Raw genomic sequence first — 24,186 nt, 5'->3', positions numbered from 1 at the left:
TTGTTAGTTATTGAGAACGCGCTTAAAGCGCGTTTTTCTTTCTCTTTATAAAATAGTATTTTTCTAGTGTAAAGTATGAAAATATACCATACAACAACCACTTACTACTATGCAGATAACATCATTTTTTATTCTTACTTATTCACTCTTACACCTGTCCTACTATGCGTATCCAATCGTTTCATATAGATCAGTATAATGCCATTGCTATTAAGGTTCATGAAAATAACTATCGCATAACCAAAGAACTGCTGGCTCAAAAATCCATTGATGCAGATGCTGTGGTTGAGAAACTCCGGCAATTTCAGATAGCAATTCCCAGCTGGGCTTTGGGAGCTGGTGGAACCCGGTTTGGACGTTTTTCAACAGGTGGAGAACCTGGCAACCTTGAACAAAAACTGGATGATATTGGGTTGTTGCATGCTCTTACCCGATCAGCGGGAGCTATCTCACTACATATTCCATGGGATATACCACGTGATGCGCAAGCTATCAAGCAACAGGCTAGCGAACTGGATATTGTATTTGATGCGATGAATTCCAATACCTTTCAGGATCAGAAAGATCAGGCTTTGAGTTATAAGTTTGGTTCCCTTTCACATATCAATGCAGATGTACGTAAACAAGCTGTAGAGCACAATATAGAAGTAATAAGCTATGGGCAAGCACTAGGCTCCAAGTCTATAACCGTTTGGCTGGCAGATGGATCAAGTTTTCCCGGCCAACTAAACTTTCGCAGAGCACTAGACAATACATTACGGTCTTTACAGGAGATATACGCTCAATTACCTGCCGACTGGCAACTGTTTATTGAATACAAACCCTATGAGCCTTATTTCTACTCAACAGTTATTCAGGATTGGGGTACTTCATTTTTGTTGGCAAATGAATTAGGTAATAAAGCCTATACTTTAGTTGACTTAGGACATCACTTGCATAATACCAACATTGAACAAATTGTTTCCACGCTCATGTACCGGGGTAAACTGGGAGGATTTCACTTTAACGATTCCAAATATGGTGATGATGATCTGACAGTAGGTAGTATCAAACCATACCAATTGTATCTCATATTTAATGAATTAGTGTACGGACTGGAAAATAATACAGCACAGAATCCATCGCCTGCCTGGATGATTGATGCCAGTCACAATCTCAAAGATCCTCTGGAAGATCTGATTCAATCACTGGAAGCTATCCGTCTGGCTTACGCCCAGGCATTGATAGTAGATCGTCAAGGTCTATGGGATGCTCAATTAAACAATGACGTGTCTGTTGGTCAGGAAATTCTACAAGATGCATTTCGGACGGATGTACGTCCACTATTACAGGAAGCACGTTTACGTTCAGGGGGTGTTATAGAGCCTATTAAAGCCTATCGCTACTTAAATATACGACAACAATTGATTAAGGAACGGGGTAGTGTCACTGTGGCAACAGGCTTATAAAAATAGCATACCTTTTAGTGTAGATCATGATTAAAATGCATGATCTTTCTATCTAACCAGATCCTGTGTTGAAGAATGTAACACAGGATCTGTATCTATATAACATTTATGAAGCAGCCAACCATCGCCGTATTTGATATTGGAAAAACCAATAAGAAATTCTTTCTATTTGATTTCGATTTCAGAGAACTACATCAGGAATACATTTCCATTCCGGAGACAACGGATGAAGATGGTTATCCATGTGAAGATTTATCCGCTGTCACATCATGGATGCAACAAACATTAAATCGATTTTTACAGTCTGATACTATTGAAATCAAACGTCTCAATTTTTCAACCTATGGCGCCAGTTTTGTTCATCTGGACGCACAGGGTACTCCATTGACGCCTCTTTATAATTATACAAAGCCCTATCCATCTGAGTTGCTGGAAGACTTTTATGAAAAGAATGAAGGGAAAGATACATTCTCAGTACATACAGCGTCTCCTGCACTAGGTATGCTCAATTCAGGGTTGCAACTCTACTGGCTTCGTAAAACAAAACCAGACTTATTTGCAAAAATTCGGTATTCACTCCATTTTCCCCAATACTGTAGTTACTTATTTACTGGTTTGGCTGCCAGTGAGTATACCAGTGTTGGGTGTCATACAGGTTTGTGGAACTTTGTTACACGACATTATCATAAGTGGGTGATTAATGAACAGCTTGACATCATTCTGCCACCATTAGTACCTACTACTCAATTTACGTTTTCAGAAGTAAATGGTCATACGATTCGTGTGGGAACAGGCATTCATGATAGCTCCGCCGCACTATTACCTTATATTGTTCAAAACAAAGAACCTTTTTTACTTCTTTCTACAGGCACTTGGAATATTACGTTCAACCCTTTTAATAACGAACCACTTACCAAAGAAGAGTTAAACCAGGATTGTTTATTGTATCTGCAAACAAATGGAGAAGCGGTCAAAGCATCCAGGCTTTTTCTGGGAAATGAGTACAATTATCAAACCCAATTATTAGCCACTTATTTTCAGAAATCTCCTGATTACTTTCGCCAGGTTGAGTTCGATGAAAGAATATATATAAAATGGAAAGACCTGCCTGAAAAGTCTTTTTGCTGGCAGAGCCTCCAGTTTCCCGACAACAGTATTGTAGGTGCAGAACAGACAGACTTGTCTGTTTTTAAATCTTTTGAAGAGGCATTACATCGAATGATGATTGAGATGATCGACCTTCAGATACGTTCTATAAAGCTGGCAACTGGTAGTACTCATATTCAAAAATTGTTTGTGGATGGCGGCTTTACAAATAGTTCCTTATTCCTTGAAATGTTAAACCGATCGCTGCCTTCTTTTGAAATAATTGCCACTCCTACCCCTTTGGGTTCATCTTTAGGTGCAGCAATGGCAATAAGTATATAAACCTACAATATATCTCGACCTAACACATCAGGCTTTTACTCTCAAGCCTGATGTAAATCTTCCTCAGATGGTTATAACAACCATTCATCCATTTTCGACCTTCCAGCAAATCTTTTCAGAGTAATACACGTTAAATCTTTTCAGAACAATTTGATAGTGATCCTATCAGATTGGTAGAAGATACATCAAAAAGTTTATTTTTCTTATCAGCTATTCTACCTTTGTCCAGAGTAGCGATTATAAAACCATACAACAGCTTACATAACGTGTTCTTTACTAAAGTATATTCTCAGACTAACCAGCGTATTCAAAAACTAAGCTGGCGACAGCGAATCGTATGGATTTTTAACATCTTATTGTACCTATATAGTCTGATAGCCTTTCTGGCTATTCATATACCCCCTACACGCTTTTGGCCAGTAGGGTTTATTACACTTTCTATTCCTATCATTCTGGTTATACATATTTTTCTTAGTATCTATTGGATATGGGCTTATTCCAAGCGAGCTATTGTGTCCATCCTGATACTCATTATAGCTTATCCTCTCTTTGAACGCACTTTTGTTTTACATTGGAAAGAAGCTCCAGATAGCACTCAAAACACCATTAAAGTACTTAGCTATAATACACAGCGTCTCAATGCACACGACTATTATGAAGGAGACAAGTCCAAACCTAAAAAGATTATTGAATGGATTAGTCAGAGTGATGCAGATATTAAATGCTTACAGGAGTTTCATGATGAAGATGGATCAAAAACATTTAACGCTATATCTAAAATCGCAACCAGTGGCAATTACAACTATTATATCACACCTCTGGCCCAATCGGATGGTAGCAAAGGATTTGATGGAGTCGCTATATTCACTAAATACCCCATTATTCATACTGGAGATATAATATTTGACAGACGAACACTAAATAAGGGCATCTTTGTAGATATTAAGGTGGGTGAAGATACATTGAGAGTTTTTAGTGTGCACCTTTATTCTATGAGTATCCGTGCAGAGAAACTTGGCATTAATAAAGAATACAAGGAAGTAAAATCAGGCTTTAAAGATGTTTTTGCCAGATTGCGAAGAGGCTTTATCACCCATAGCAGGCAAGTAACAATATTGGAACGTTACATTCAGGAAAGCCCTTATCCTGTGATTGTTTGTGGAGATTTTAATGCAGTACCCTATAGCTTTGCCTATCAGAAAATACGTAAAAACCTTGCCAATGCATTTGAAGATGCAGGTAGCGGATTTGGATTTTCCTACAACGATAGTAAACTTTTCTTTTTGCGTATAGACAATCAGTTTTATAGTAATACACACTTAGGTGTTTCTGATTTTCAGACTCATCGGGAAATAGGCTTCTCAGACCACTTCCCGATTTCAGCTACTTATACGCTTATTAATCCCAAACAAAAAAGATAGGACATATACGTTTTTTTATATTTTTGTAATCCCAATCAGAATACTAACAGGTAGATAGATACTTACTATGAATGCGGATCAAGATACATTACGTAAAATTGCTAATCTAGCTCGTCTGGATTTGAAAGAATCAGATGAAGTAGAAATCCTGAATGATCTCAACCGGATTTTAACCTGGGTAGAGAAATTAAGCGAGATAGACACAAGTAATGTAGAGCCACTAACTCATATTAATACTGACCTTAATGTAATGCGCGAGGATATTATTTCTGAAACATTACCTCGATCTAAAGCTCTTGAAAACGCGCCTAAACAGGATGGAGAGCATTTTCGCGTACCCAAAGTGATAGAATAAGGCATTTTCAGGCACTCTTCCTAACTTTTTTAACTTACAGATCTTTTTGGGGGATTCTTTTTCATCAAAAACTTACATTGTTTCGCAATTTGCCTGATTTACTTTTGGCAAACACAATGTATATATCATATTTGCCCCATCGTTTTGTAAAAGAAATATCCTTTATAATTTATTGTGTTATAGCTTATTAGTATTTACTTACCTACGGATAAGCTCACACTTATATCTATTCTTTTACATTATTTTTCAATTACTGAAAGATTTTCCAGGTCTGAATAAACAGCAGGCCTTTATCCATTTTATTGTTTTGCATTTCTACATGAAACAGGATTTATTTTTCTGGAACCGTTGGCTCCCTCTGTATCGTCGTTTATATATAAGCCTTTTTGTTCTGTTTGGCATTTCTATTATTATCTATTTCATTCAAAAGGTAATAGGAGCCAATTCTGTTATTAGCTGGAATACGGTAAATGAAGTTCAGGATATTTCTTTTGACATAGACAGCTTTACAAAAGGTATATTCAATTTTACAACAACAGCCCCAAGCTTTCTCGTAGTAGAATGGTTTGAAGCTTCAGACATGCAAATCAATGATATAGCCACATATATTTATGGCGGTAGTGTTGCGATTGCTATGATATGGATACTAAGCTTGTTGCCTTCATTATCAAGGTGGTGGTATCTGGGAAGCATGATGGTTGTCATAGCCTTATTCACATCATTTCAGTTTGATATATTACAGGTATGGGGATTCTCTAACTTTACAATCCTTATTGTATTTCTTATAGTTATTCTACCTGTTAGTTATTATTTCCATGCATTCCGTCCTGACATATCACTACCCATCCGATTGCTGACATTTACGCTAGTGATTTTGTTTGTAGCTTTTATCTCCATAAAGTTTGCAGCAATACACAATCCGTCCATGAGTATTCTGTCGTATGGTACACGAATTCTGGCAATTATCAGTGTATTGTTTATCTTTATTACAGCTCACGAGATCCCTTCTCATTTGTTGCTGCTTATCACTAATACAGGCATAACCACCAGTCGTAACAGTCTTTTCCATTTTACAGTGATTACTCTTTTTTATGTAGGTAATCTAATAGTTTCTTATCTGTATAACTCAGGTCTTATTGACTGGAACTTCCTATACATTAATGGATTTTATCTACTCATTATTACTCTTATACTGGGGATATGGGGATTTCGCAAGCGAGTAGATTCCTGGCTATCGGATCCATATAGTACTATGCTCTATGTGGTGTTGGGCATTATCACTATAAGTAGTATCGGATATGCTATTGCCACAGGCAATGATCCAATGATGGATATGTATGAGGATACCATTATCTATTCACATCTGGCAATGGGGATAGCATTCTACATGTATGTAGTAATTAATTTCCGTGGTCCAATGACTCAGGGATTACCTGTACATAAAATAATGTATCAGCCTCGTATCATGCCCTTTGGACTTTCATTTGCACTGGCAGCTTTGATTATGCTGGCTCTTTTATTCAGGGTTAGCATGTTGCCATTTAACCAAGGAGTTGCAGGCTATCATAACTATCTGGGAGACCTTTACTTTGCGGAGAAGAGTTATGTATTGTCTGAATCTTATTACAAGAAAGCATTACTATTTCAGCAACGCAACCATAAATCCAATTATGCATTGGCGACCATTGCCAAGCAACACAACAACCCGGAAGTTATGGCCGCCTTCTTAAAACAGGCAATTACCAATAAGCCCACCCCTTATACATATGCAGCGTTAAGCCAGCTTTATAGTCAGGAGGAATTGTTTTTCGAGGCATTATTTACACTCAAAGAAGGTACACAGAAGTTTCCAAATAGTGGTGAATTATTTAATAATCTGGCCATTTTGTATGAAAAAACTCATGTACTAGACTCCGCATATTATTATTATAATCAGGCACTTGATCTCACAAATAAATCTGAAGAAGTACAAACCAACCTTGTGGCCTTCTGGGCTAAAAATCTCTCCGTTCAGAAAATAGATTCGATATTTGGAACAATCCAGCCATCCAGTTATTATGCTCTGGAGAGCAACCGACTGGTGATGAGCAATATTTTACATAAACAGGATAAACAAGCTTATCTTCCAATTCCAGATACTCTATTAACGCGAGAACGATTTACCTACTTGTATAACTATGTTCTGAACCACAAAACAGATAAGGATACTGTTCCTGCTCACCAACTCAAACTTATAACCACCAAACCGGAAAACTCCTTGTTCACCAGCTATCTGGATTTTGCTCAAGCTGTACAGTTATATTATACACAAAACATTGCAAAAGGAGTAGATATTTTAAAAAATACGGAACAAGGAACCAGTGGGCAACAGTCAGCACACTTAAATAAAACATTAGGTACCTGGTATTTACAACAAAATGCTCCTGCATTAGCCGTATATCGGTTTGAAAAAGCTGTCAAGGCAGGAGATACACTTAGTTTAGTTAACCAAGGGTTTGCATTAACAGAAACTGGGGATTTTAGAAGAGCAGACTCCCTATGGCAAGCATTACGTATGAGCCCCATACCTCAATTCAGAGGAGTATCGAATACGATGGCCAAAGTAACACATACTCTATCCGGATATAAAACAGATTCTTTATCTGATGCTGAGAAAGTGGCATTGGTCTACTTTAGTAAAAAAGAGGATCTTACTCCTGTTGTATCCAGTATTAATGATCTAAGCTTTAGAGCATCTGCTTTGTTGTATCTGGCAGAGAATCATCTGAATGCAAACAATACCAGTGCAGCAGAAAGTGACCTACAGGCGCTTCAGTCTTTGTCTGTTACTGATAGTTCAGCAAAAGAGTTAATTAATGAACTACAACTAAAAACGGTATGGCTGAAAAAAGATTGGAATACACTGGCTAAGCTTATCACCTCTTCTCATTCACCAAGAAAGACATTTTATCAGGCAGAGATAGCAGCTAGTGCAGGTAAAAAAGCAGAGGCTGAAAAATATTATCTGCAAGCAATGAAAGAACTTCCTTTTGATGAAAGCATCGTTCTGGCTACTGAAGAATTTTATAATCGTCAGAATAATCCGGATCGGGGCTATGAGATCTTAACTACAGCGCTACAAACAAATGCTATGGCGCCTGAAATTCAGAAAGCCTATGTTCTACAATCACTTGAATTAAATCTTACAGACTATGCAGCCCAAGGAATGGAAGAGCTCAAGAGAATCCTCTCCCCTGCCGATTATCAGTCTTTTGCACCAAAATACGAAGAGAAACGAGCTTTGATAGAAAAAAAGCTGGCAGAATGGAAGTAATTTCTCTATTTTTAAAATAGAAAAATCCATGAATATATGGAACTGGAAAAATCAGCAGAAGACTCCATGAATCCTGAGGAATCAGAGTCATCACAAAAAAACAAACAACCGACAGACGTCATTTCCATTATTCTGGAGGTATTGGTAATTGTGTGCGAGTTCTTCTAATTAACATTATCCATATCATGCCAAATCCCTACTTCTGTACTCATACAGAGATAGGATTAAACTATCAAACTAATCCGATGAAGAAGATCATTGAAACCCACAACATCTCCAAACGATATATCATGGGTGAGGAGGTAATTGAAGCCCTAAAATCTGTAACTATATCTGTTAATAAAGGGGAATATGTTGCATTTATGGGTCCATCGGGTTCGGGAAAATCAACCTTGATGAACATTATCGGTTGTCTGGATACCCCCACTAATGGCAAATATATCCTGAATAGTAAGGATGTTAGTGATATGAGTGACAATGAACTGGCAGAGATAAGAAATAAAGAAATTGGGTTCGTATTTCAAACCTTTAATCTCCTTCCCCGTCTTTCTTCATTGGAAAATGTAGCGCTTCCTCTTATTTATGCAGGATTTAACAAGGCAGACCGAACAGAAAAAGCCCTGGAAGCCTTACGAAGTGTAGGATTGGGAGAACGATATAAACATAAGCCTAATGAGCTATCAGGAGGTCAGCGCCAACGGGTTGCGGTAGCACGTGCCCTTGTCAACGATCCAAGTATCCTACTGGCCGATGAACCTACGGGAAACCTTGATACCAAAACGTCTTATGAGATCATGGACCTTTTTGAGGAATTACATAGCAAAGGCAATACTATTATCATGGTAACACACGAAGAAGACATAGCACGTTATGCACACCGCATTGTCAGACTTCGCGATGGATTAATCGAAACAGATATCATTAATACAGAGATCAGAAAAGCCAGAGTAGAAGCTAACGGCCTGATAAAGTAAATCAGTCTATCGTCTCCGATAAAAAAGATACTGAATAATAACCAACATAATCCAGGTAAATACAGAACTACAAAGTGTTTTGAGTAACGCCAATGGAACCAAACTCCATTGGCTTGCTTCAATGAGAAATAAAGCCAGATGGTGAAATACGATAAGAATAAGGGAATAAGAAAAGAACCACTCTGTTCCCATATGATCCAGTGATATCCTCAGGTTCTGGTCATATCCCCCACGAGGTGTAATAATTCGAATCACCCATGGACGCAAATACCCTATTAGCACACAAGCTGCGGCATGTATCCCCGCTGTATCATAGAAAGAATCTACAAGCAGACCCGTTATCAAAGAAAGCAATAACAATAGGACAGTATCTGTCTCCAGAGGCAGCAATAAAATAAATGCTACATAGACAAAACAAAAAGCTACGTCAAATACAACCAGGTTACGGACAAAAACCATCTGTAACCCTACATAAATGACAAAATATATAGCTTGCAAAAAAAATTCTCTACCATTCATAGTAAGTCGGCCGCCGGTTGCTTATAGATATCTTTTTCTTTCCCAGATATAGATTATGGCGTATTTGATTCTACAGGAACGTTTTTCTTTTCCAGTATCTCCTGTTCTTCTTTGTAAATATTGTTGATTACATATACATAAGACAATCTGTTAAAATCAGTTGCCAACTGTACTGTCAGGTCATACGCAGTTTCAGATGGTGCAGCACTAACTTTCTTAATAACACCAACCAATACACCTTGTGGAAATACAGAGTTATAACTGGATGTTACGACAGTATCTCCTGCCTGAACCTCTACATAACGTGGAACATATCTCATTGCAGATATCTGGCTATTTTTACCGTCCCACTCTACAGTCCCAACACTTCCATTCTTTTTTATCTGTGAAGATAATCTATAGTCGATGTGTAATATAGAAGTTATTACAGAAAAATGTTCCGAGCATGCCGTTATCTTTCCTACTACTCCCTGTGGAGAGATGACTCCCATATCAGGTTTAATCCCATCCAATGTACCTTTGTCTATTGTAATGGTATTACGTGGTGAAACAGTAGAACTACGTATAACCTTCGCAGCAACAAACTTAAATCGTTGAGTTAGCGCCGAATCAGGCTTATAACTCCCCTGCTGTGCAACTTTACTCAATGCAAGTTGTTCGTACATCTGATGTAATTGGGCATTTTCTGCAGCCAGTTCCCGATTGACATCTTTAAGCCCAAAATAATCTTTTACCTCTTGTGTCTTTTTTAGGACATCCGCAGTGTATCGGGTTGAAGAATTATAAAAATAGGCTCCCTGGTAGGCATTATTTTTCACAATAAGCCATCCACAGAAAATTTCCAGCAGTACAAATAGAATGAAAGCCCTGTAAGTAAATAAAAACCAAAAAATCCGCTGCATGTTCTTGTAGTGTGAATAGGGAAATACGCAAATGTATACCTAGATGAATTATACTAAAACATCCTATATACGAAGTTATGTTTGCGTTGTTCCCTATTCAGTAAAAATTAGGTCATCAATACAGGACGGAAACTACGCAGATTTTTCATAGCCAGACTTGTACCACGTACAACAGCCTTTAAAGGATCATCTGCCACATGGATTGGAAGCTTAGTCTTAGCGGCAATTCTTTTATCCAAACCTCGTAGTAAAGCACCTCCACCAGTAAGGTGAATACCATTAGTATAAATATCTGCAGATAATTCAGGAGGAGCCATCTCCAGTGCCTTTAATACTGCCTCTTCTATTTTAGATACTGATTTATCCAGAGCATACGCGATCTCTGTAAAAGTAACCTTTACAGTCTTAGGAATACCGGTCATCAAATCACGTCCACGGATCTCATAATCAGCTGGTGGTACTTCGAGTTCAGTCAAAGCAGAACCCACCTCAATCTTCACTCGTTCGGCAGACCGTTCTCCAATCAACAAGTTATGCTGACGACGCATATAGTCCAGAATATCCTTCGTAAAGACATCACCTGCTACCCGTATAGATTGATCACATACAATACCAGAAAGAGCAATAAGCGCAATCTCTGTTGTACCTCCACCAATATCAACAACCATTGAACCAACCGGTTGTTCAATATCAATACCGATTCCGATTGCAGCTGCAATTGGTTCATAAATCATATATACTTCTTTAGCACCTGCATGTTCTGCAGAATCTTTAACGGCCCGTTTTTCAACCTCCGTAATTCCAGAAGGAATACAGATTACCATCCGGTGAGAAGGAGTAAATAACTTGCTACCAGTATCGATCATTTTGATCATACCTTTGATCATCTGTTCGGCAGCGGTAAAGTCAGCAATCACACCGTCTTTAAGAGGCCGGATTGTCTTGATATTTTCATGTGTTTTTTCGTGCATCTGCATGGCTTCTTTGCCGATAGCCAGTACACGATTATTCATTTTATCAATAGCAATGATGGAAGGCTCATCTACAACAATCTTGTCTTTATGTGCAATCAGTGTATTAGCAGTGCCCAGATCTATCGCAATATCACTTGTCAAAAAGTTAAACAATCCCATATATTTTCTTTGAATTACATTAGTTCAAACAAATCAAACAACTCTCATACTTAGATGTATAAACCACTAAATCTCCAAAATTACAAACAAAACAGCCAAAAGCAAATCTATGAAAAATACTACTTTTGACACAAGAGTTATGCCTTGTAAGATTTTCTACATTTATGTAGATTTATATAGGGCATTAATGTTTAAAATGGCGAATTCCTGTCGTGACCATTGCCATACCATTCTGGTTACAAAAATTGATAGAATCCTGATCACGAATAGATCCTCCAGGTTGTATCACAGCTGTAATCCCTGCCCCATGTGCAATTTCGACGCAATCAGCAAATGGGAAGAAAGCGTCTGATGCCATAACAGCACCTTGTAGATCAAATCCAAAAGAACGAGCTTTCTCAATAGCTTGCTTTAGAGCATCTACTCGGGATGTTTGCCCTACCCCACTAGCAATCAATTGCTTGTCTCTTGATAAAACGATAGTATTTGATTTAGTATGCTTACAAATTTTTGCAGCAAAAATCAATTCTTCTTTTTCGGCTTCTGTTGGTACTTTGTCAGTTACAGTACGTAATTCAGGCACTGTCTCCATTTTCGCATCCCGATCCTGACGCATGATACCATTTAAGACTGTGCGCACCTGCATTTTAGGCAATGTTACATCTTTTTTCTTTAAAAGAATCCGATTCTTTTTAGTTGTAAGTAACTCAAATGCACTCTGGCTGAATGAGGGAGCAATCAACACTTCAAAAAATAATTTATTTAGCTCTTCTGCGGTGGCAATATCTACTTCAGTTGTAGTGATAATAACACCTCCAAATGCAGAAACAGGATCACTGGCTAAGGCTTTCAGGTAGGCTTGAGTTGGATTAGGATCTACTGCAATTCCACATGCATTATTGTGTTTCAGAATGGCATATGCTGTTTCTCCTTTAAATTCTTCAATAAGAAGCACAGCCGCATCTACATCCAGTAAGTTATTGTAAGACAATTCTTTACCATGTAATTGATCAAACATGGCATTTAAATCACCATGGAACCATCCTCTTTGATGCGGATTTTCGCCATAACGTAATGTCTGAGATTGACGCTCCGATATTTTCAATGAAGGAATCGTTTCTTCCTGATTAAAATAATTGAAAATGGCAGTGTCATAATGAGAAGTTATATCAAAAGCCTGAGCAGCAAAATGCTTGCGGTCAGCGAGTTCGGTTTCTCCGTTCTTTTCACGTAATATTTGCTCTAATGTTGCATATTGTTCACGAGAAGAAACAATGACAACATCTTTGTGATTTTTCGCAGCAGCACGTATCAGAGAAATGCCTCCAATATCTATTTTTTCAATAATATCTTCTTCAGAGGCACCTGAAGCAACTGTTTCTTCAAATGGATATAAATCTACAATCACCAGATCCATAGAAGGGATCTCATATTGTTTTACCTGATCTAAGTCAGCTGCCTCATCGCGACGGTGCAAAATCCCTCCAAAAACCTTAGGATGAAGAGTTTTTACTCGACCACCTAAAATAGATGGATACGATGTCAGCTCTTCTACTGGAATTACAGGGATATTCAGATCCTGCAGAAACGTCTGTGTTCCACCAGTTGAATATATAGTAACACCTTGTTGATGAAGCAATTGAGCAATAGGCGCAAGACCATCCTTGTAATAAACAGAAATCAGGGCTGATTGTATTTTACGAGAAGACATAAAAACTGAAATTGCTGATAGAGTGAATAGGCAGATACAGAAACAAAATATTCCAGCTTACCAGCTGGCTAAAGGATGTAATTTAACTATTAAAAACTAATCAAAATCGTACTCAAGAAAAACGAAGGCGCAAAGTTAGTTTTTTTGCTGATTGATTTAAAATACACTATCAGAAATAGTATTTTTTTTCATATTTCTTCAATAACCAGCTATCTCCCATCTCTCTTGCATCAAGTCAATCCAGTCTATTTATCTACCTCTTCTCTGTATCCAATCTTCAATTATTCTTGGAAAATGTGCATGTTCTAACGCATGTACTTTTTCTGCCACACGTTCTGGTGTATCACCAATCTCAACTGCACAAGATATCTGAAAGAGATGCTCACCTTTGTCATACTCTTCATTAATTAGGTGAATAGTAATACCTGTTTCTGTGTCTTTTGCCTGTACCACAGCTTCATGCACTTTCATTCCATACATTCCCTTTCCTCCATATTTAGGTAACAGTGCCGGATGAATATTGATAATTTTATCAGGGTAGTTCTGTATCAACGGAAGAGGTATTAACCAAAGAAATCCTGCCAGTACAATATAATCTATCTTATAGCTTGCTAGTTCCTCCTCTACTTTGGTTGTTTCGTAAAATGTTTTGCGGTCAAACACATACGTGGGCACCATAAAATTAGCTGCCCGTAATAATACAGGTGCATCTTCTTTGTTTGACAATACCAGCTTTACCTGAATAGAAGGGTGATTGTCAAAATATTCCATGATCTTTTGAGCATTGGAGCCAGAACCGGAAGCAAAAATGGCAATAGAAGTCATAAAGGGGGTATGTATAAAGGAGTGCAAAGGTGCAAATTAAATTTTGTTCATAAAATAATGTTTGGCAAAAACCGCTCGGCTTACCAGAACTAAATCCACCTAAAATCTTCTAACTATCTAAGTAACGCCTAATCAGGCAAATAGGCTATTTCAATTATTCTAAATATCTCTATTTCGTTTTTATTTAGTTTTTTTTGGATATTTTTACGACTCTGTAACTTATACCTCAATCAATAATTATGTCTATAACTAAAGAGCAAACTAAAACTGGTACTCACCCCCAGTTTTTTATTCTTATCACCGTCTTTTTCTTCTGGGGGTTTGTGGCTGCCTCCAACGGGATCTTCATTCCATTTTGTAAGACACACTTTAATCTTAATCAATTTCAGTCTCAATTAATAGACACAGCTTTTTATGGAGCATACTATATTGGATCACTACTCCTCTATATTTTCTCTGTAGCCAGCGGAATTGATATATTAAATAAAATAGGGTATAAAAATGGTATTATACTTGGACTGACAATCTCTATTATAGGGGCATTATGCATGATTCCTGCTGTTAATGCAGGTTCGTTTGGCCTCATTTTGGGAGCTTTCTTTGTAGTGGCCCTTGGCTTTTCACTACAACAAACAGCAGCTCAACCTTTTGCTATCGCATTGGGAAGCCCAGAATCAGGTGCACATCGACTTAATATGGCAGGTGGATTAAATTCTTTTGGAACAACTATTGGCCCATTAGTAGTTAGTTTTTTGTTATTTGGTAATGTAGCAGAAGGTGCAGGTGCTAGTGCGGATATTAAATCAATCAATTCATTATATTTAATTTTGGCAGGAGTTTTTGGATTAGTTGCTATTATTTTTGCAGTTTCCAAACTACCACGAGTGACTACTGATGAGAAATTTGAGAAAACAACAAAGGCTACCAATTCCTTACTGGTAATGACTGCATTGGTAGGAGTTGTTATATTATTAGGTTTGTTTACAGAAATAAGCAGCCTCGCTTTAATATCTCTAACAATCATAGGGGTGCTGGTTATATTGTTTGTTTCTTACACAAGTGCTATTAAGAACAGTGATGGCTGGGGAGCAATCAAGTTTCCTCAATTAATCTTAGGGATGATTGGAATTTTTATCTATGTAGGTACAGAGGTTACCATTCAAAGTAATATGGGTGCATTGTTGAAATTACCTGAGTTTGGTGGCTTAGACGAATCTCATATATCTCACTTCATTTCTTTGTATTGGGGCAGTATGATGATTGGTAGATGGATTGGTGCTATCTCTGTATTTAACCTATCGAAGAACTCGAAGATAATCGCTACAATTCTAGTTCCTTTACTAGCTTTTGCGGTTATCCTAGGTGTAAATATGCTACGTGGTACAGATGTCAGTGACCTATACATTTATGTACTGTGTATTGGTGTTTTGATTGCAGTTATGTTCTGGGGAGAAGAGAAGCCAACTAAAACACTATTGGCAGTAAGTGTCTTGGGTGTTATTGCAATGTTATTAGGTTTATTTACGACCGGAAAAGTTGCTGTCTTTGCCTTTATCAGTGGTGGATTGTGTTGTTCTGTAATGTGGTCTTGTATTTTTGCTTTATCAGTCGTTGGATTAGGGAAGTACACAAGCCAAGGATCAGCATTCCTTATTATGATGATATTAGGAGGAGCCTTAATCCCGCCATTCCAGGGAGGATTGGCAGATGTACCTGCAATTGGTATCCACTGGTCATATATAGTTCCTATTGTAGGCTTCCTGTATCTGGCATGGTTTGCTATCCGTGTGAAAGGCATCTTAAAATCACAGGGAATGGACTTTGACAAACCTATGAGTGGCGGACATTAATCTGAGATTTGTTAACTAATCCTATAAAAGAAAAGGTGCTGCATTGGAGAATGCAGCACCTTTTCTTTTATACATGTAGAGGTTAAATCAACTTAGAACTGGAAATAAATAAAAGGTTGAGTATCTGTTTTAACCTGATAAAGTGCCATTATAATACAAACAATGATAGCCGCTTTCACAAAATCAGGTACTGCCCCAAACCATCCTTCAAATGTCTCTTTTGTATGCCGTTGCAACCAGTGAATCAGATACGCAGTAACCATAATCAGAAATATAAACCTGTAAGCAATGATTTGCTGAATGATTAACTGAGGCTCAAAATGATAGGCAATACGATTTAACATTCTCCATACCATCAATACATCTTTTGACCAATCCACTCCCCATGCTCCCTGATCAGGGTCACGTGCTCTAAAAAACATCCAGCAGAAAGCGACAAAATGAAATGTGATAAATTGAGCAATGAAACGACCCAAACCTGTAGAGGTTTTGTTTTTTGATCCTGTAATATCCATCCAAAGTTTGTGAAAGGCTAATGCAAGACCATGTAAACCACCCCATATAATAAATTTCAGGTTGGCTCCATGCCATAGGCCTCCCAGCAACATAGTGATAAACAGATTTAAATACTGTCGGATTTTACCTTTTCGGTTTCCACCTAAGGAGATATATAAATAGTCACGCAACCAGGTAGAAAGCGATATATGCCAACGCCGCCAGAAGTCTGTAATATTCACAGCAGAGTAAGGAGATAAAAAGTTGATCGTTAAGCGAAAGCCTAATAATAGAGCTACTCCAATAGCCATATCTGTATAACCAGAGAAGTCACAGTAGATCTGAATGGTATATCCATATACAGCCATTAAATTTTCAAATCCTGTATATGTCTCAGGACTATCAAAAACCCGATCAACAAAATTAGCTGCCAGATAATCAGATACCAGAATCTTTTTAACCAATCCTCCTACAATCAGATAGATTGCATGGTTAAACTCCTCTGCACTAACTTTATAGGGTTTATCAATCTGAGGAACGAAATCTACCGCACGAACAATAGGTCCTGCCACAAGCTGCGGAAAGAAACTAACAAAAAAGGCAAAGTCCCAAAAACTCTTTACTGGCTTCAAATGCCCCCGATAAATATCAACTGAATAGCTGATACTCTGAAATGTATAAAATGAGATTCCGGCTGGAGCTATAATTTTAAAAATATCCAGCTTACCTCCTGTCCAGGCATTAGACCACACAGCCAGATAGTCTATTGGTTGTAAGTGCCATCCGAATGTTTCATTCAGAATACTGGCAAAGAAATAAGCATACTTAAAATAAGAAAGCAAACCCAGGTTTAAACACAAACTCAACACAATAAAAAATTTTTTCTTCCATTTTGTCTGTGTCTGATATATCTGCCAACCCATTGTATAATCAATGATGGCAGTCAAAATCAGTAGAATAAAGAAATAACCAACAGACTTATAATAAAAGAATACGCTAAAGATTAACAGAAAAACATTGCGTAAAGTATGGTTTGGATAAATGAACTGATAGATCAGCAGGACCACACCAAAAAACACCCAAAATAAGGGTGTGGTAAAGATCATAGGGTGTTGCGGATCAAAACTGAAGATGTCTTTAAGTGTAAGCAAGTGTAATTATAAATTAGAGTTTAACGAGTGTATTTAATTGAAATCGAGTTGTATATAAATGCAAATAAGCAGATAAATATCTGCTTACTCAACATCTGTATTCATTTCTATAGCTTATTATTTACCTCCACCTGCAGCTAGCGGACGGCCTTCCTTGTTATGCTTGTAGGTTTCATAATCGTTCAACAATGCATCATATAGAAGTTCTGCCTGAAGCATATAACCATGCTGAGTCAGATGCACCTTATCATAGGCAGCCAGTTTGTTTACATACCAGCGTTTAATGGACTGTAAGCCACCCATTACTTCATAAAAATCCCATACAGCTACACCTGTTTCTTCAGCCAACTCATTCATTATTTTTACTGCTTTGGCATTATCAGGGTTAACATATTTCTTTCCACGCAGATTATCACCAGGAGTTGTTAATAGAATAGACGTATGAGGGCTGGCACGGCGAATACGTTGGATCAACTCGCCATAATTACGCTTAAATAATTTAGTATCCAGATTACGAAATGCATCATTAGTACCAAGAGAAATAATCACCAGATCAGGTTTTAATACAGCCATATTTTTTTCCAGAGAAGGCATACGAAGTACAGACGTCACTTCTGCTCCATTCACTCCTGCAGAATGGTATTGTATACCAGGCTGATCATTTTCAAGTGCAATTCCCTGTAATGTAAAATGATTTTGCCCTTCACTGCTTTTCTCAAATCCAAGTGTAATAGTAGTAGTGGGACGAGGTAACTCTAATATAGCATATCCATCCTCCAGCTTTATATTTAGTGGAGTATCCTGGTTTAAAATCTTTAACAGGAAGTTCGTAGAATCACGCGTATCAAAAAATATCCGGACCTTTGTAAAGGAGTAAGGTAACACAGCCTTCGTGGTAGGATCTATAGTTAAGGTTGCTACAGGGCTATAGGTAGTAGCCGTAATTCCTGCGAGCCCCCAGTTGCAGCTTTTATCTCTTGAAATATTGCGACATCCTTCCCATATACCTGTATAGGCAATCTTCAGATTGTCAGGAGCATTGGTGCGAACGGCATTGTAAGGAAATACCAGGCCACGTCCTCCATTGCCAAAGAGAGTATCTGCCTGAAGCATTTCACGTAAATGTCCCGAAAAGAAGTCTGCCTGTATATGAGAATCTCCTATATGAATAACATTAACCTTCTGTTTGGTATGGTGACTAAGCGAATCTAACGAAGCATAGAAGTACTTCATAGATTCCCCCTGATACGTTATAATTTGATTTTTATCCTGCTTGATGAAAGGATAAGCACTGGCAGCCTTAGCTGCTTTGGAAGAATATGGCTGTATCGAGCTTACAGGCAATTTACCAGAGAAAGAGGACAACAAAAGAGACAAAGCCAGTAGTCCCCAAACAATCTTTTGTGTCATAATGAATTGACATTTTATATGCTACTTCCTTACCAGATTCAGAAAAAGCACTTTAACAAAACTTTCTTTATACAAATATTGCAGAAAGTTTTTCAATTTATAAACCCTAAAGTAATAAATTATCGTGATCAAAACGTAAGAACAGATTTGTTTCTATTGCCAAATTGTATTTTTATAACCTTTTCCTATCTCTTCCTGAAACTTATTTCATCACTTTCTTTTATTTACAGCATCAAAGAAAAATTCTTCTTCACAATCCCAATTCTCCTTTTCATCCAGGATTTTTGCCATTTCACTCTATATCATTCTGTTACAGAGAAAGTTCTAAAATTGATCAGTTTCAGCACTTTCTTACATATATCCTATAAACTGTAAAAGTGCGAAAACCATGTCTCTGGTTTTCCCGTAGTTTGTATGATATACCCCTCAACATATTGTTTATTTAATCTCTAACTCTTTTATGAAAAAAGTTTTACTTGCTGTTACCCTCTTTATTTCCTTCTTAAGCTATAGCTGTAAAGATCAACTGAATCGATTGCTTACTTTCCGGATTAACAATGAGTCAACCTGTACAATACCAGGTGCCAACATGGTCAATCCTATTTTCAATAACATTGTTCCTACACCATCTATTACTACTAACTCAAGTCAGACATTTGAAAACGAAGGTACAAATGCGAACCTGGTTAAAAACATTGTCCTTGAAAAACTTAAATTAGCCATTACGTCACCCAGTGATGCAGACTTCCGTTTTATTGAATCGATTAAAATATACATTAAAGCAGATGGTCTACCTAAAGTTCTGATTGCATCTAAAACGAGTATACCTACAACTGTTGGAAAAGAGCTGGAGCTCGACCCTACTCAGGAGAAACTGGATGAATACATAAAAAAATCAAATTATACACTTGAAAATGAAGTGGTAACTCGTTCTGCGCCTTGGCCAGAAATGGAACTGAAAATAAATACAACGTTCAAAGTCACTGCAGATCCTTTATAATTCCTATGGTATATCAGTCTAATACGCCTTTCTGATTCATATTAATTATAAATAAAGGGTAGCAACTTCTTTTGGAAAGATGTCCTGTCTGTGCATTGTTCACTGCAAAATATTTTTCAAAGAAGACAAGGCAGGCCCTCTGACTAATGAAAAGTTTGCATAGTATACATAGCACATTTGCTTTTAAACATAATTCCAATCATTTTTCATTTTGACTGGAGTTCCGATCACTTTTTTGTTTTGCGCATAGTTCACTGCAAAAACAAAATCTGATCGGAATTCACCGCAAAGCTCTTGCTTGCATAGAAATATACGCATGAGGTTTCTCTTGTGGTGAATGATAAATAGATTAAACCTGTCTGACAAGAATGGGATTACATAAATTTCTTCCAATAAAAAAGGATCTGACATAACAGATCCTTTTTTATTGGAAGAAAAATCTCATATTTTATATCAGACCTCTTGCTTTCAGCTCCAGGTACTTATTGATAGTATTTACGGTTAGCTTTTGTGGGGGGGTAAGTACAGCATGAATACCGTGTTGTTGTAGTACCTTCACAATCTGCCTTTTTTCAAAGGCAAACTTTTGTGCTATTGTCTGCTTATACACTTCTTCTGTATTGAATACAGGCTTCTCTAATATTTCTACTAATTCTGTATTCTCAAAAAACACAACTACCAACAAATGATTTTTTGCAATTTGTACCAGAAAAGGCAGTTGCCTTTCCATGCTGGACAAGGTTTCAAAGTTAGTATATAATATCACCAGGCTTCGTTGGGTAATTACTCGCCGGATGCGGGTATATAATAACTCATAGTCAGACTCCTTAAAGTTAGTGCGCTGATTATATAAAACCTCAAGGATGCTTTTCATCTGCAGATTACTACGACTTGCAGGCAGTACAGTTCCAATGTTGTGATTAAATGTAATAATACCTGCTTTGTCTTCTTTCAGAACGGCAATATTTGAAAGTACCAGGCTTGCATTGATTGCATAATCTACCAGGCTCATTCCTTCAAATGGCATCTTCATAACCCGCCCCTTGTCAATCACTGAGTATACGTTTTGTGATTTCTCATCCTGGTAGTGATTCACCATGAGGTTATTACGTCGTGCAGTAGCTTTCCAGTTAATAGTCCGGATATCATCACCCTGGACATACTCTTTTATCTGTTCAAATTCGCGGTTCTGCCCTATCCTCCTGATCTTCTTAATGCCCATTTCGGTCAGACGATCCGAGATAGCCAGAAGCTCATATTTTCTCATTTGCAGATACGATGGATATACAGGTACAGATTCGCCCTGATCAAATATGTATCGTCTTCGAACCAACCCAATTATTCCGGAAACAAAGATATTAAGGGCCCCAAACTGATATTCTCCCCTTTTTACTGGCCGTAATGTATATCTTACCTGTTTGTTCTCTCTGGCTTGCAGTGTTAAACGGAGATCCATATCCCGCAACTGAAACTGGAATGGTACTTCATCTACCATCCGGATTGTCACAGGAAATCCATAGCCATTTTGCAAAGAAATATCTATTGGATTATCATCCCCATTAGATAGTTTTTCAGGTACACTCCGTTTTGCCTTTATCCCATTTTTCTGGCGATACAATAGCAGAATGTCTGCAATCAACAAAAAGCCTGTAACCAATAGGCTTACCTGAGCTATTGTAAAAAAAAAGGGATAGGCAAAACCCAGACAACACAGTCCGATAATGGCGATGACTACAATAAAAAAACGATTGTTGAGATAGAGAGATCGTATCATAAGCTATTACTATCTGTATTTGTGTATTTTCAGAAGAGTTATTCTGTTAAAACACACAAATACGTTAAAATGCCAGAAACATGTGTAAACTGTTATCTGGGTACTTCAATACCATCCAGAATCTGTTTTATAATATCATCAGCTATTACACCTTCCATTTCTCTTTCAGGAGTCAGCATTACCCGATGGCGCAGTACAGGAATGGTGACGCGTTTAATATCTTCAGGTGTTACAAAATCACGTCCACGAATAGCTGCAATAGCTTTGGCAGTATTCAATATAGCTAGAGAAGCCCGGGGAGATGCACCCAATGATAATGAAAGGCTATTTCGGGTATTGTTTGTAATCTGAGCAATATACCGGATAAGACTGGCATCCACACGAAGCGCTTTCACCTGCTGACGGTATTGAGCAATCTGTTCAACTGTAAGAACAGGGCTTACCTCTTCTATTGCAGTATGGGAGGTTCGGGAATGAGCCTGTGTCAAAATCTGTATTTCTTCATCCAGGTTTGGATACTTCACGTCTATTTTAAACAGAAAACGGTCTAGCTGGGCTTCTGGCAACCGATAGGTTCCTTCCTGATCTATCGGGTTCTGGGTTGCCAGTACAAGAAAAGGAGCATCCATCAGATAAGTCGTGCCATCAACCGTTATTTGACGTTCTTCCATTACCTCAAATAAAGCAGCCTGTGTCTTTGCAGGAGAGCGGTTTATCTCATCAATCAAAACAATATTTGAGAAGATAGGTCCTTGCTTAAACTGAAACTCTGAACTTTTCTGATTAAATACCTGAGTTCCCAACACATCAGATGGCATTAAGTCGGGGGTAAACTGAATACGGGAGAATCCAACAGATACCGTCTTGGCAATCAGTTTGGCCGTCAACGTTTTGGCTACACCGGGAACTCCTTCTATAAGTGCATGACCATCTGCCAGAATAGCAGCTAGTAGCAATTCTATCATTTCTTCCTGTCCTACAATTACTTTTCCAATTTCAGTTTTCACCTGATCAACAGCATCCCGTAACTGGCTCAGGTCTGTACGTGCTTCAAATTCGTTCATTAATAAATTCTGTTTTATAAATGATTGCTAGATTATTTAGACACTGTTAGTCTATTATTTAATAAAATTCTGGATTCGCCGGTTCAGATCAAGGAGTTGTTCTTCTGTGATAATACCCTGTTTCTGGATATACTGAATGTATCTGAATAGTAAGATAATTTCTTCTTTGTCATATCCACTTTTCCGGGCAAGAGAAATATAAAACTCATCATCTATCTGATGTGTGCTCAGGTAATAGCGTGTACGTATGTATTCCAGAAAATAGGTAATTTTCTTCTCGGCAATATTTTTATGATCCTGATGTTGAAAATATAGTCGTCCGATTGTCTCTGTAAATTCCAGTGTAGTATTTGCCAGTGGCTTTATGATAGGAACAATCCGTTGCCGACGTTTTGCTTCAAAGAAAACAAACAACACCAGAGACAACAATGTCAGATAGAATGCCCATTTTAGTGGAGGCTCGGATAATAAAAAACGAAACATGGATTGGCTTTCTCCCTGTTCTTCGTTTTTTCGAATAGGGGTCATTTTTGAATCATCCCAGCGGTCTTCTTCGGTTGGGGCTTCATATGATTCCTTCCCTGCTTCCCCATCTTCTGTTCTTGATACATAGGTAGAAGCATAAGTGTCTTCTGTATAAAAGTCCTCCCAAAATACCTCCTGTTCAGGTAAATATGAAAATGCTTTGGCTATATACGCTACATTCTCGGGATGAATCATATTATAGTTAGAAAATGCCTGTGGCATCGTATGGATAAAAAAGTATCCTTTGCCCCAGGGAATTGCCACAAAGTTGGTAGCAGCCTTTGATTTACCCGCATTTTTATTCCGGATGTCAATATCACTGATTTCTACTGTTCCTAATTGTACCGGAGGTATTGAGGTTGCAGAGTCTTCTCTGAGAATACCATACAGATAATTGATATGCGTATAATCAAATGAACGTGAACTACGCATTTTAGGATCTGTAAAATTTATCTTTACATCTGATGCAGCCCACACATACTTAGATTCAATATCCAGTGTATCTTCTAACTCTCTGGAGAGGCTTGAAGCTGCAATAAACGCATTGCTACCTTTATATACCAGATCCAGTAACAAATGCAAATCACTTCGGCGCAAAAAGAAATTCTTGTTTACAAATATATAGTTGCCCTGTTTAAGCTGCTTCCTACGTTTATAGAGTGAAGTTTGAGGAATGTTGACTTTTTGTTTAGGAAAAAGTGATGGAAGCATATCAACCAATACCTTCGCTCCATAGGGTCTTTTATCCTGTGCATAGTAATTTTCAGTCCAGTCAATTGGTCGTGGAGAACTCATCTGAAGAAGAACCAACAGAGTTATTGCTATTCCAAAAAACAAAAGAGGTGCGCTATATTTTTTCATGTAGTAGTAATAATCATAAGAAGACTC

At 37.7% G+C, this 24,186-nt stretch carries 19 protein-coding genes; 9 read left to right on the top strand and 10 right to left on the bottom strand.

Annotated features, from left to right (window positions below; all coding sequences use genetic code 11):
• The first annotated feature begins 164 nt into the window (after positions 1-164).
• From QNI15_RS13315 to QNI15_RS13285, 7 genes are all read left to right on the top strand, one after another.
• A complete protein-coding gene (locus tag QNI15_RS13315; RefSeq protein ID WP_314032108.1) occupies positions 165-1,448 on the top strand; it encodes a sugar isomerase in 1,284 nt (427 codons plus the stop codon).
• 108 nt (positions 1,449-1,556) lie between these two features.
• Positions 1,557-2,876: an FGGY-family carbohydrate kinase gene (locus tag QNI15_RS13310; RefSeq protein WP_314032106.1), complete on the top strand. Its 1,320-nt coding sequence runs from the start codon at positions 1,557-1,559 to the stop codon at positions 2,874-2,876.
• 266 nt (positions 2,877-3,142) lie between these two features.
• Positions 3,143-4,297: an endonuclease/exonuclease/phosphatase family protein gene (locus QNI15_RS13305; protein ID WP_314032104.1), complete on the top strand. Its 1,155-nt coding sequence runs from the start codon at positions 3,143-3,145 to the stop codon at positions 4,295-4,297.
• Between the two features lie 67 nt (positions 4,298-4,364).
• Entirely contained in the window at positions 4,365-4,652 is a 288-nt protein-coding gene (gene gatC, locus QNI15_RS13300) for an Asp-tRNA(Asn)/Glu-tRNA(Gln) amidotransferase subunit GatC (RefSeq protein WP_313999906.1), read from the top strand.
• Positions 4,653-4,971: 319 nt separating this feature from the next.
• Positions 4,972-7,965 carry a tetratricopeptide repeat protein gene (locus tag QNI15_RS13295; RefSeq protein WP_314032102.1) on the top strand — a complete coding sequence of 998 codons (2,994 nt, stop codon included), beginning with the start codon at positions 4,972-4,974 and terminating at the stop codon, positions 7,963-7,965.
• A 36-nt stretch (positions 7,966-8,001) separates the two neighbouring features.
• Positions 8,002-8,133, top strand: a complete 132-nt coding sequence (locus QNI15_RS13290; RefSeq protein WP_314032101.1) for a hypothetical protein — start codon at positions 8,002-8,004, stop codon at positions 8,131-8,133.
• Between the two features lie 77 nt (positions 8,134-8,210).
• Positions 8,211-8,939 carry an ABC transporter ATP-binding protein gene (locus tag QNI15_RS13285; protein WP_314032117.1) on the top strand — a complete coding sequence of 243 codons (729 nt, stop codon included), beginning with the start codon at positions 8,211-8,213 and terminating at the stop codon, positions 8,937-8,939.
• Between the two features lie 6 nt (positions 8,940-8,945).
• On the opposite strand, the gene QNI15_RS13280 is transcribed toward QNI15_RS13285, so the two are convergent.
• From QNI15_RS13280 to purN, 5 genes are all read right to left on the bottom strand, one after another.
• A complete protein-coding gene (locus QNI15_RS13280; RefSeq protein WP_313999894.1) occupies positions 8,946-9,458 on the bottom strand; it encodes a Rod shape-determining protein MreD in 513 nt (170 codons plus the stop codon).
• A 53-nt stretch (positions 9,459-9,511) separates the two neighbouring features.
• Complete coding sequence (gene mreC, locus QNI15_RS13275; RefSeq protein WP_313999891.1) at positions 9,512-10,360, bottom strand: rod shape-determining protein MreC; 849 nt, start codon at positions 10,358-10,360, stop codon at positions 9,512-9,514.
• A 107-nt stretch (positions 10,361-10,467) separates the two neighbouring features.
• Entirely contained in the window at positions 10,468-11,493 is a 1,026-nt protein-coding gene (locus QNI15_RS13270; RefSeq protein ID WP_313976666.1) for a rod shape-determining protein, read from the bottom strand.
• 184 nt (positions 11,494-11,677) lie between these two features.
• Entirely contained in the window at positions 11,678-13,204 is a 1,527-nt protein-coding gene (gene purH, locus QNI15_RS13265; RefSeq protein WP_313999888.1) for a bifunctional phosphoribosylaminoimidazolecarboxamide formyltransferase/IMP cyclohydrolase, read from the bottom strand.
• A 249-nt stretch (positions 13,205-13,453) separates the two neighbouring features.
• On the bottom strand, positions 13,454-14,029 hold the full coding sequence (gene purN / locus QNI15_RS13260; RefSeq protein ID WP_313999885.1) for a phosphoribosylglycinamide formyltransferase: 576 nt from the start codon (positions 14,027-14,029) through the stop codon (positions 13,454-13,456).
• A 239-nt stretch (positions 14,030-14,268) separates the two neighbouring features.
• Here purN and QNI15_RS13255 point away from each other — a divergent pair, with 239 nt between their 5' ends.
• The gene (locus QNI15_RS13255; RefSeq protein ID WP_313999882.1) at positions 14,269-15,879 is read left to right on the top strand and encodes an MFS transporter; all 1,611 of its coding nucleotides are present in this window, start codon (positions 14,269-14,271) and stop codon (positions 15,877-15,879) included.
• Positions 15,880-15,971: 92 nt separating this feature from the next.
• Here the strand turns inward: QNI15_RS13255 and QNI15_RS13250 are convergent, their stop codons facing one another.
• Positions 15,972-17,480, bottom strand: coding sequence for an MBOAT family O-acyltransferase (locus QNI15_RS13250; protein WP_314032099.1), 1,509 nt, complete (start codon positions 17,478-17,480; stop codon positions 15,972-15,974).
• A gap of 162 nt (positions 17,481-17,642) precedes the next feature.
• A complete protein-coding gene (locus tag QNI15_RS13245) occupies positions 17,643-18,935 on the bottom strand; it encodes a GDSL-type esterase/lipase family protein (protein WP_313976671.1) in 1,293 nt (430 codons plus the stop codon).
• Between the two features lie 460 nt (positions 18,936-19,395).
• On the opposite strand from QNI15_RS13245, the gene QNI15_RS13240 reads away from it, so the two are divergent.
• Positions 19,396-19,935, top strand: coding sequence for a hypothetical protein (locus tag QNI15_RS13240; protein WP_313976672.1), 540 nt, complete (start codon positions 19,396-19,398; stop codon positions 19,933-19,935).
• Positions 19,936-20,383: 448 nt separating this feature from the next.
• On the opposite strand, the gene QNI15_RS13235 is transcribed toward QNI15_RS13240, so the two are convergent.
• The 3 genes from QNI15_RS13235 to QNI15_RS13225 all read right to left on the bottom strand — a co-directional run bounded on the left by QNI15_RS13235 (position 20,384) and on the right by QNI15_RS13225 (position 24,159).
• Entirely contained in the window at positions 20,384-21,709 is a 1,326-nt protein-coding gene (locus tag QNI15_RS13235) for a DUF58 domain-containing protein (protein ID WP_313999874.1), read from the bottom strand.
• Between the two features lie 92 nt (positions 21,710-21,801).
• Positions 21,802-22,773, bottom strand: a complete 972-nt coding sequence (locus QNI15_RS13230) for an AAA family ATPase (RefSeq protein ID WP_313999871.1) — start codon at positions 22,771-22,773, stop codon at positions 21,802-21,804.
• Positions 22,774-22,827: 54 nt separating this feature from the next.
• A complete protein-coding gene (locus tag QNI15_RS13225) occupies positions 22,828-24,159 on the bottom strand; it encodes a DUF4350 domain-containing protein (protein WP_314032097.1) in 1,332 nt (443 codons plus the stop codon).
• Positions 24,160-24,186 lie beyond the last annotated feature (27 nt).

Origin of the sequence: Xanthocytophaga flava, from assembly GCF_030068545.1 — a bacterium.
In the GTDB taxonomy this organism is placed as follows: Bacteria; Bacteroidota; Bacteroidia; order Cytophagales; family 172606-1; genus Xanthocytophaga; species Xanthocytophaga flava.
Note: the sequence above shows the minus strand (reverse complement) of the source record. Positions and strands in the feature narration are given on the sequence as shown.

Coding starts and splice junctions, on each gene's coding strand:
- QNI15_RS13315 (WP_314032108.1), top strand. CDS start 165: ATGCGTATCCAATCGTTTCATATAGATCAGTATAATGCCATTGCTATT.
- QNI15_RS13310 (WP_314032106.1), top strand. CDS start 1,557: ATGAAGCAGCCAACCATCGCCGTATTTGATATTGGAAAAACCAATAAG.
- gatC (WP_313999906.1), top strand. CDS start 4,365: ATGAATGCGGATCAAGATACATTACGTAAAATTGCTAATCTAGCTCGT.
- QNI15_RS13295 (WP_314032102.1), top strand. CDS start 4,972: ATGAAACAGGATTTATTTTTCTGGAACCGTTGGCTCCCTCTGTATCGT.
- QNI15_RS13290 (WP_314032101.1), top strand. CDS start 8,002: ATGGAACTGGAAAAATCAGCAGAAGACTCCATGAATCCTGAGGAATCA.
- QNI15_RS13285 (WP_314032117.1), top strand. CDS start 8,211: ATGAAGAAGATCATTGAAACCCACAACATCTCCAAACGATATATCATG.
- QNI15_RS13280 (WP_313999894.1), bottom strand. CDS start 9,458: ATGAATGGTAGAGAATTTTTTTTGCAAGCTATATATTTTGTCATTTAT.
- mreC (WP_313999891.1), bottom strand. CDS start 10,360: ATGCAGCGGATTTTTTGGTTTTTATTTACTTACAGGGCTTTCATTCTA.
- QNI15_RS13270 (WP_313976666.1), bottom strand. CDS start 11,493: ATGGGATTGTTTAACTTTTTGACAAGTGATATTGCGATAGATCTGGGC.
- purH (WP_313999888.1), bottom strand. CDS start 13,204: ATGTCTTCTCGTAAAATACAATCAGCCCTGATTTCTGTTTATTACAAG.
- purN (WP_313999885.1), bottom strand. CDS start 14,029: ATGACTTCTATTGCCATTTTTGCTTCCGGTTCTGGCTCCAATGCTCAA.
- QNI15_RS13255 (WP_313999882.1), top strand. CDS start 14,269: ATGTCTATAACTAAAGAGCAAACTAAAACTGGTACTCACCCCCAGTTT.
- QNI15_RS13250 (WP_314032099.1), bottom strand. CDS start 17,480: ATGATCTTTACCACACCCTTATTTTGGGTGTTTTTTGGTGTGGTCCTG.
- QNI15_RS13245 (WP_313976671.1), bottom strand. CDS start 18,935: ATGACACAAAAGATTGTTTGGGGACTACTGGCTTTGTCTCTTTTGTTG.
- QNI15_RS13240 (WP_313976672.1), top strand. CDS start 19,396: ATGAAAAAAGTTTTACTTGCTGTTACCCTCTTTATTTCCTTCTTAAGC.
- QNI15_RS13235 (WP_313999874.1), bottom strand. CDS start 21,709: ATGATACGATCTCTCTATCTCAACAATCGTTTTTTTATTGTAGTCATC.
- QNI15_RS13230 (WP_313999871.1), bottom strand. CDS start 22,773: ATGAACGAATTTGAAGCACGTACAGACCTGAGCCAGTTACGGGATGCT.
- QNI15_RS13225 (WP_314032097.1), bottom strand. CDS start 24,159: ATGAAAAAATATAGCGCACCTCTTTTGTTTTTTGGAATAGCAATAACT.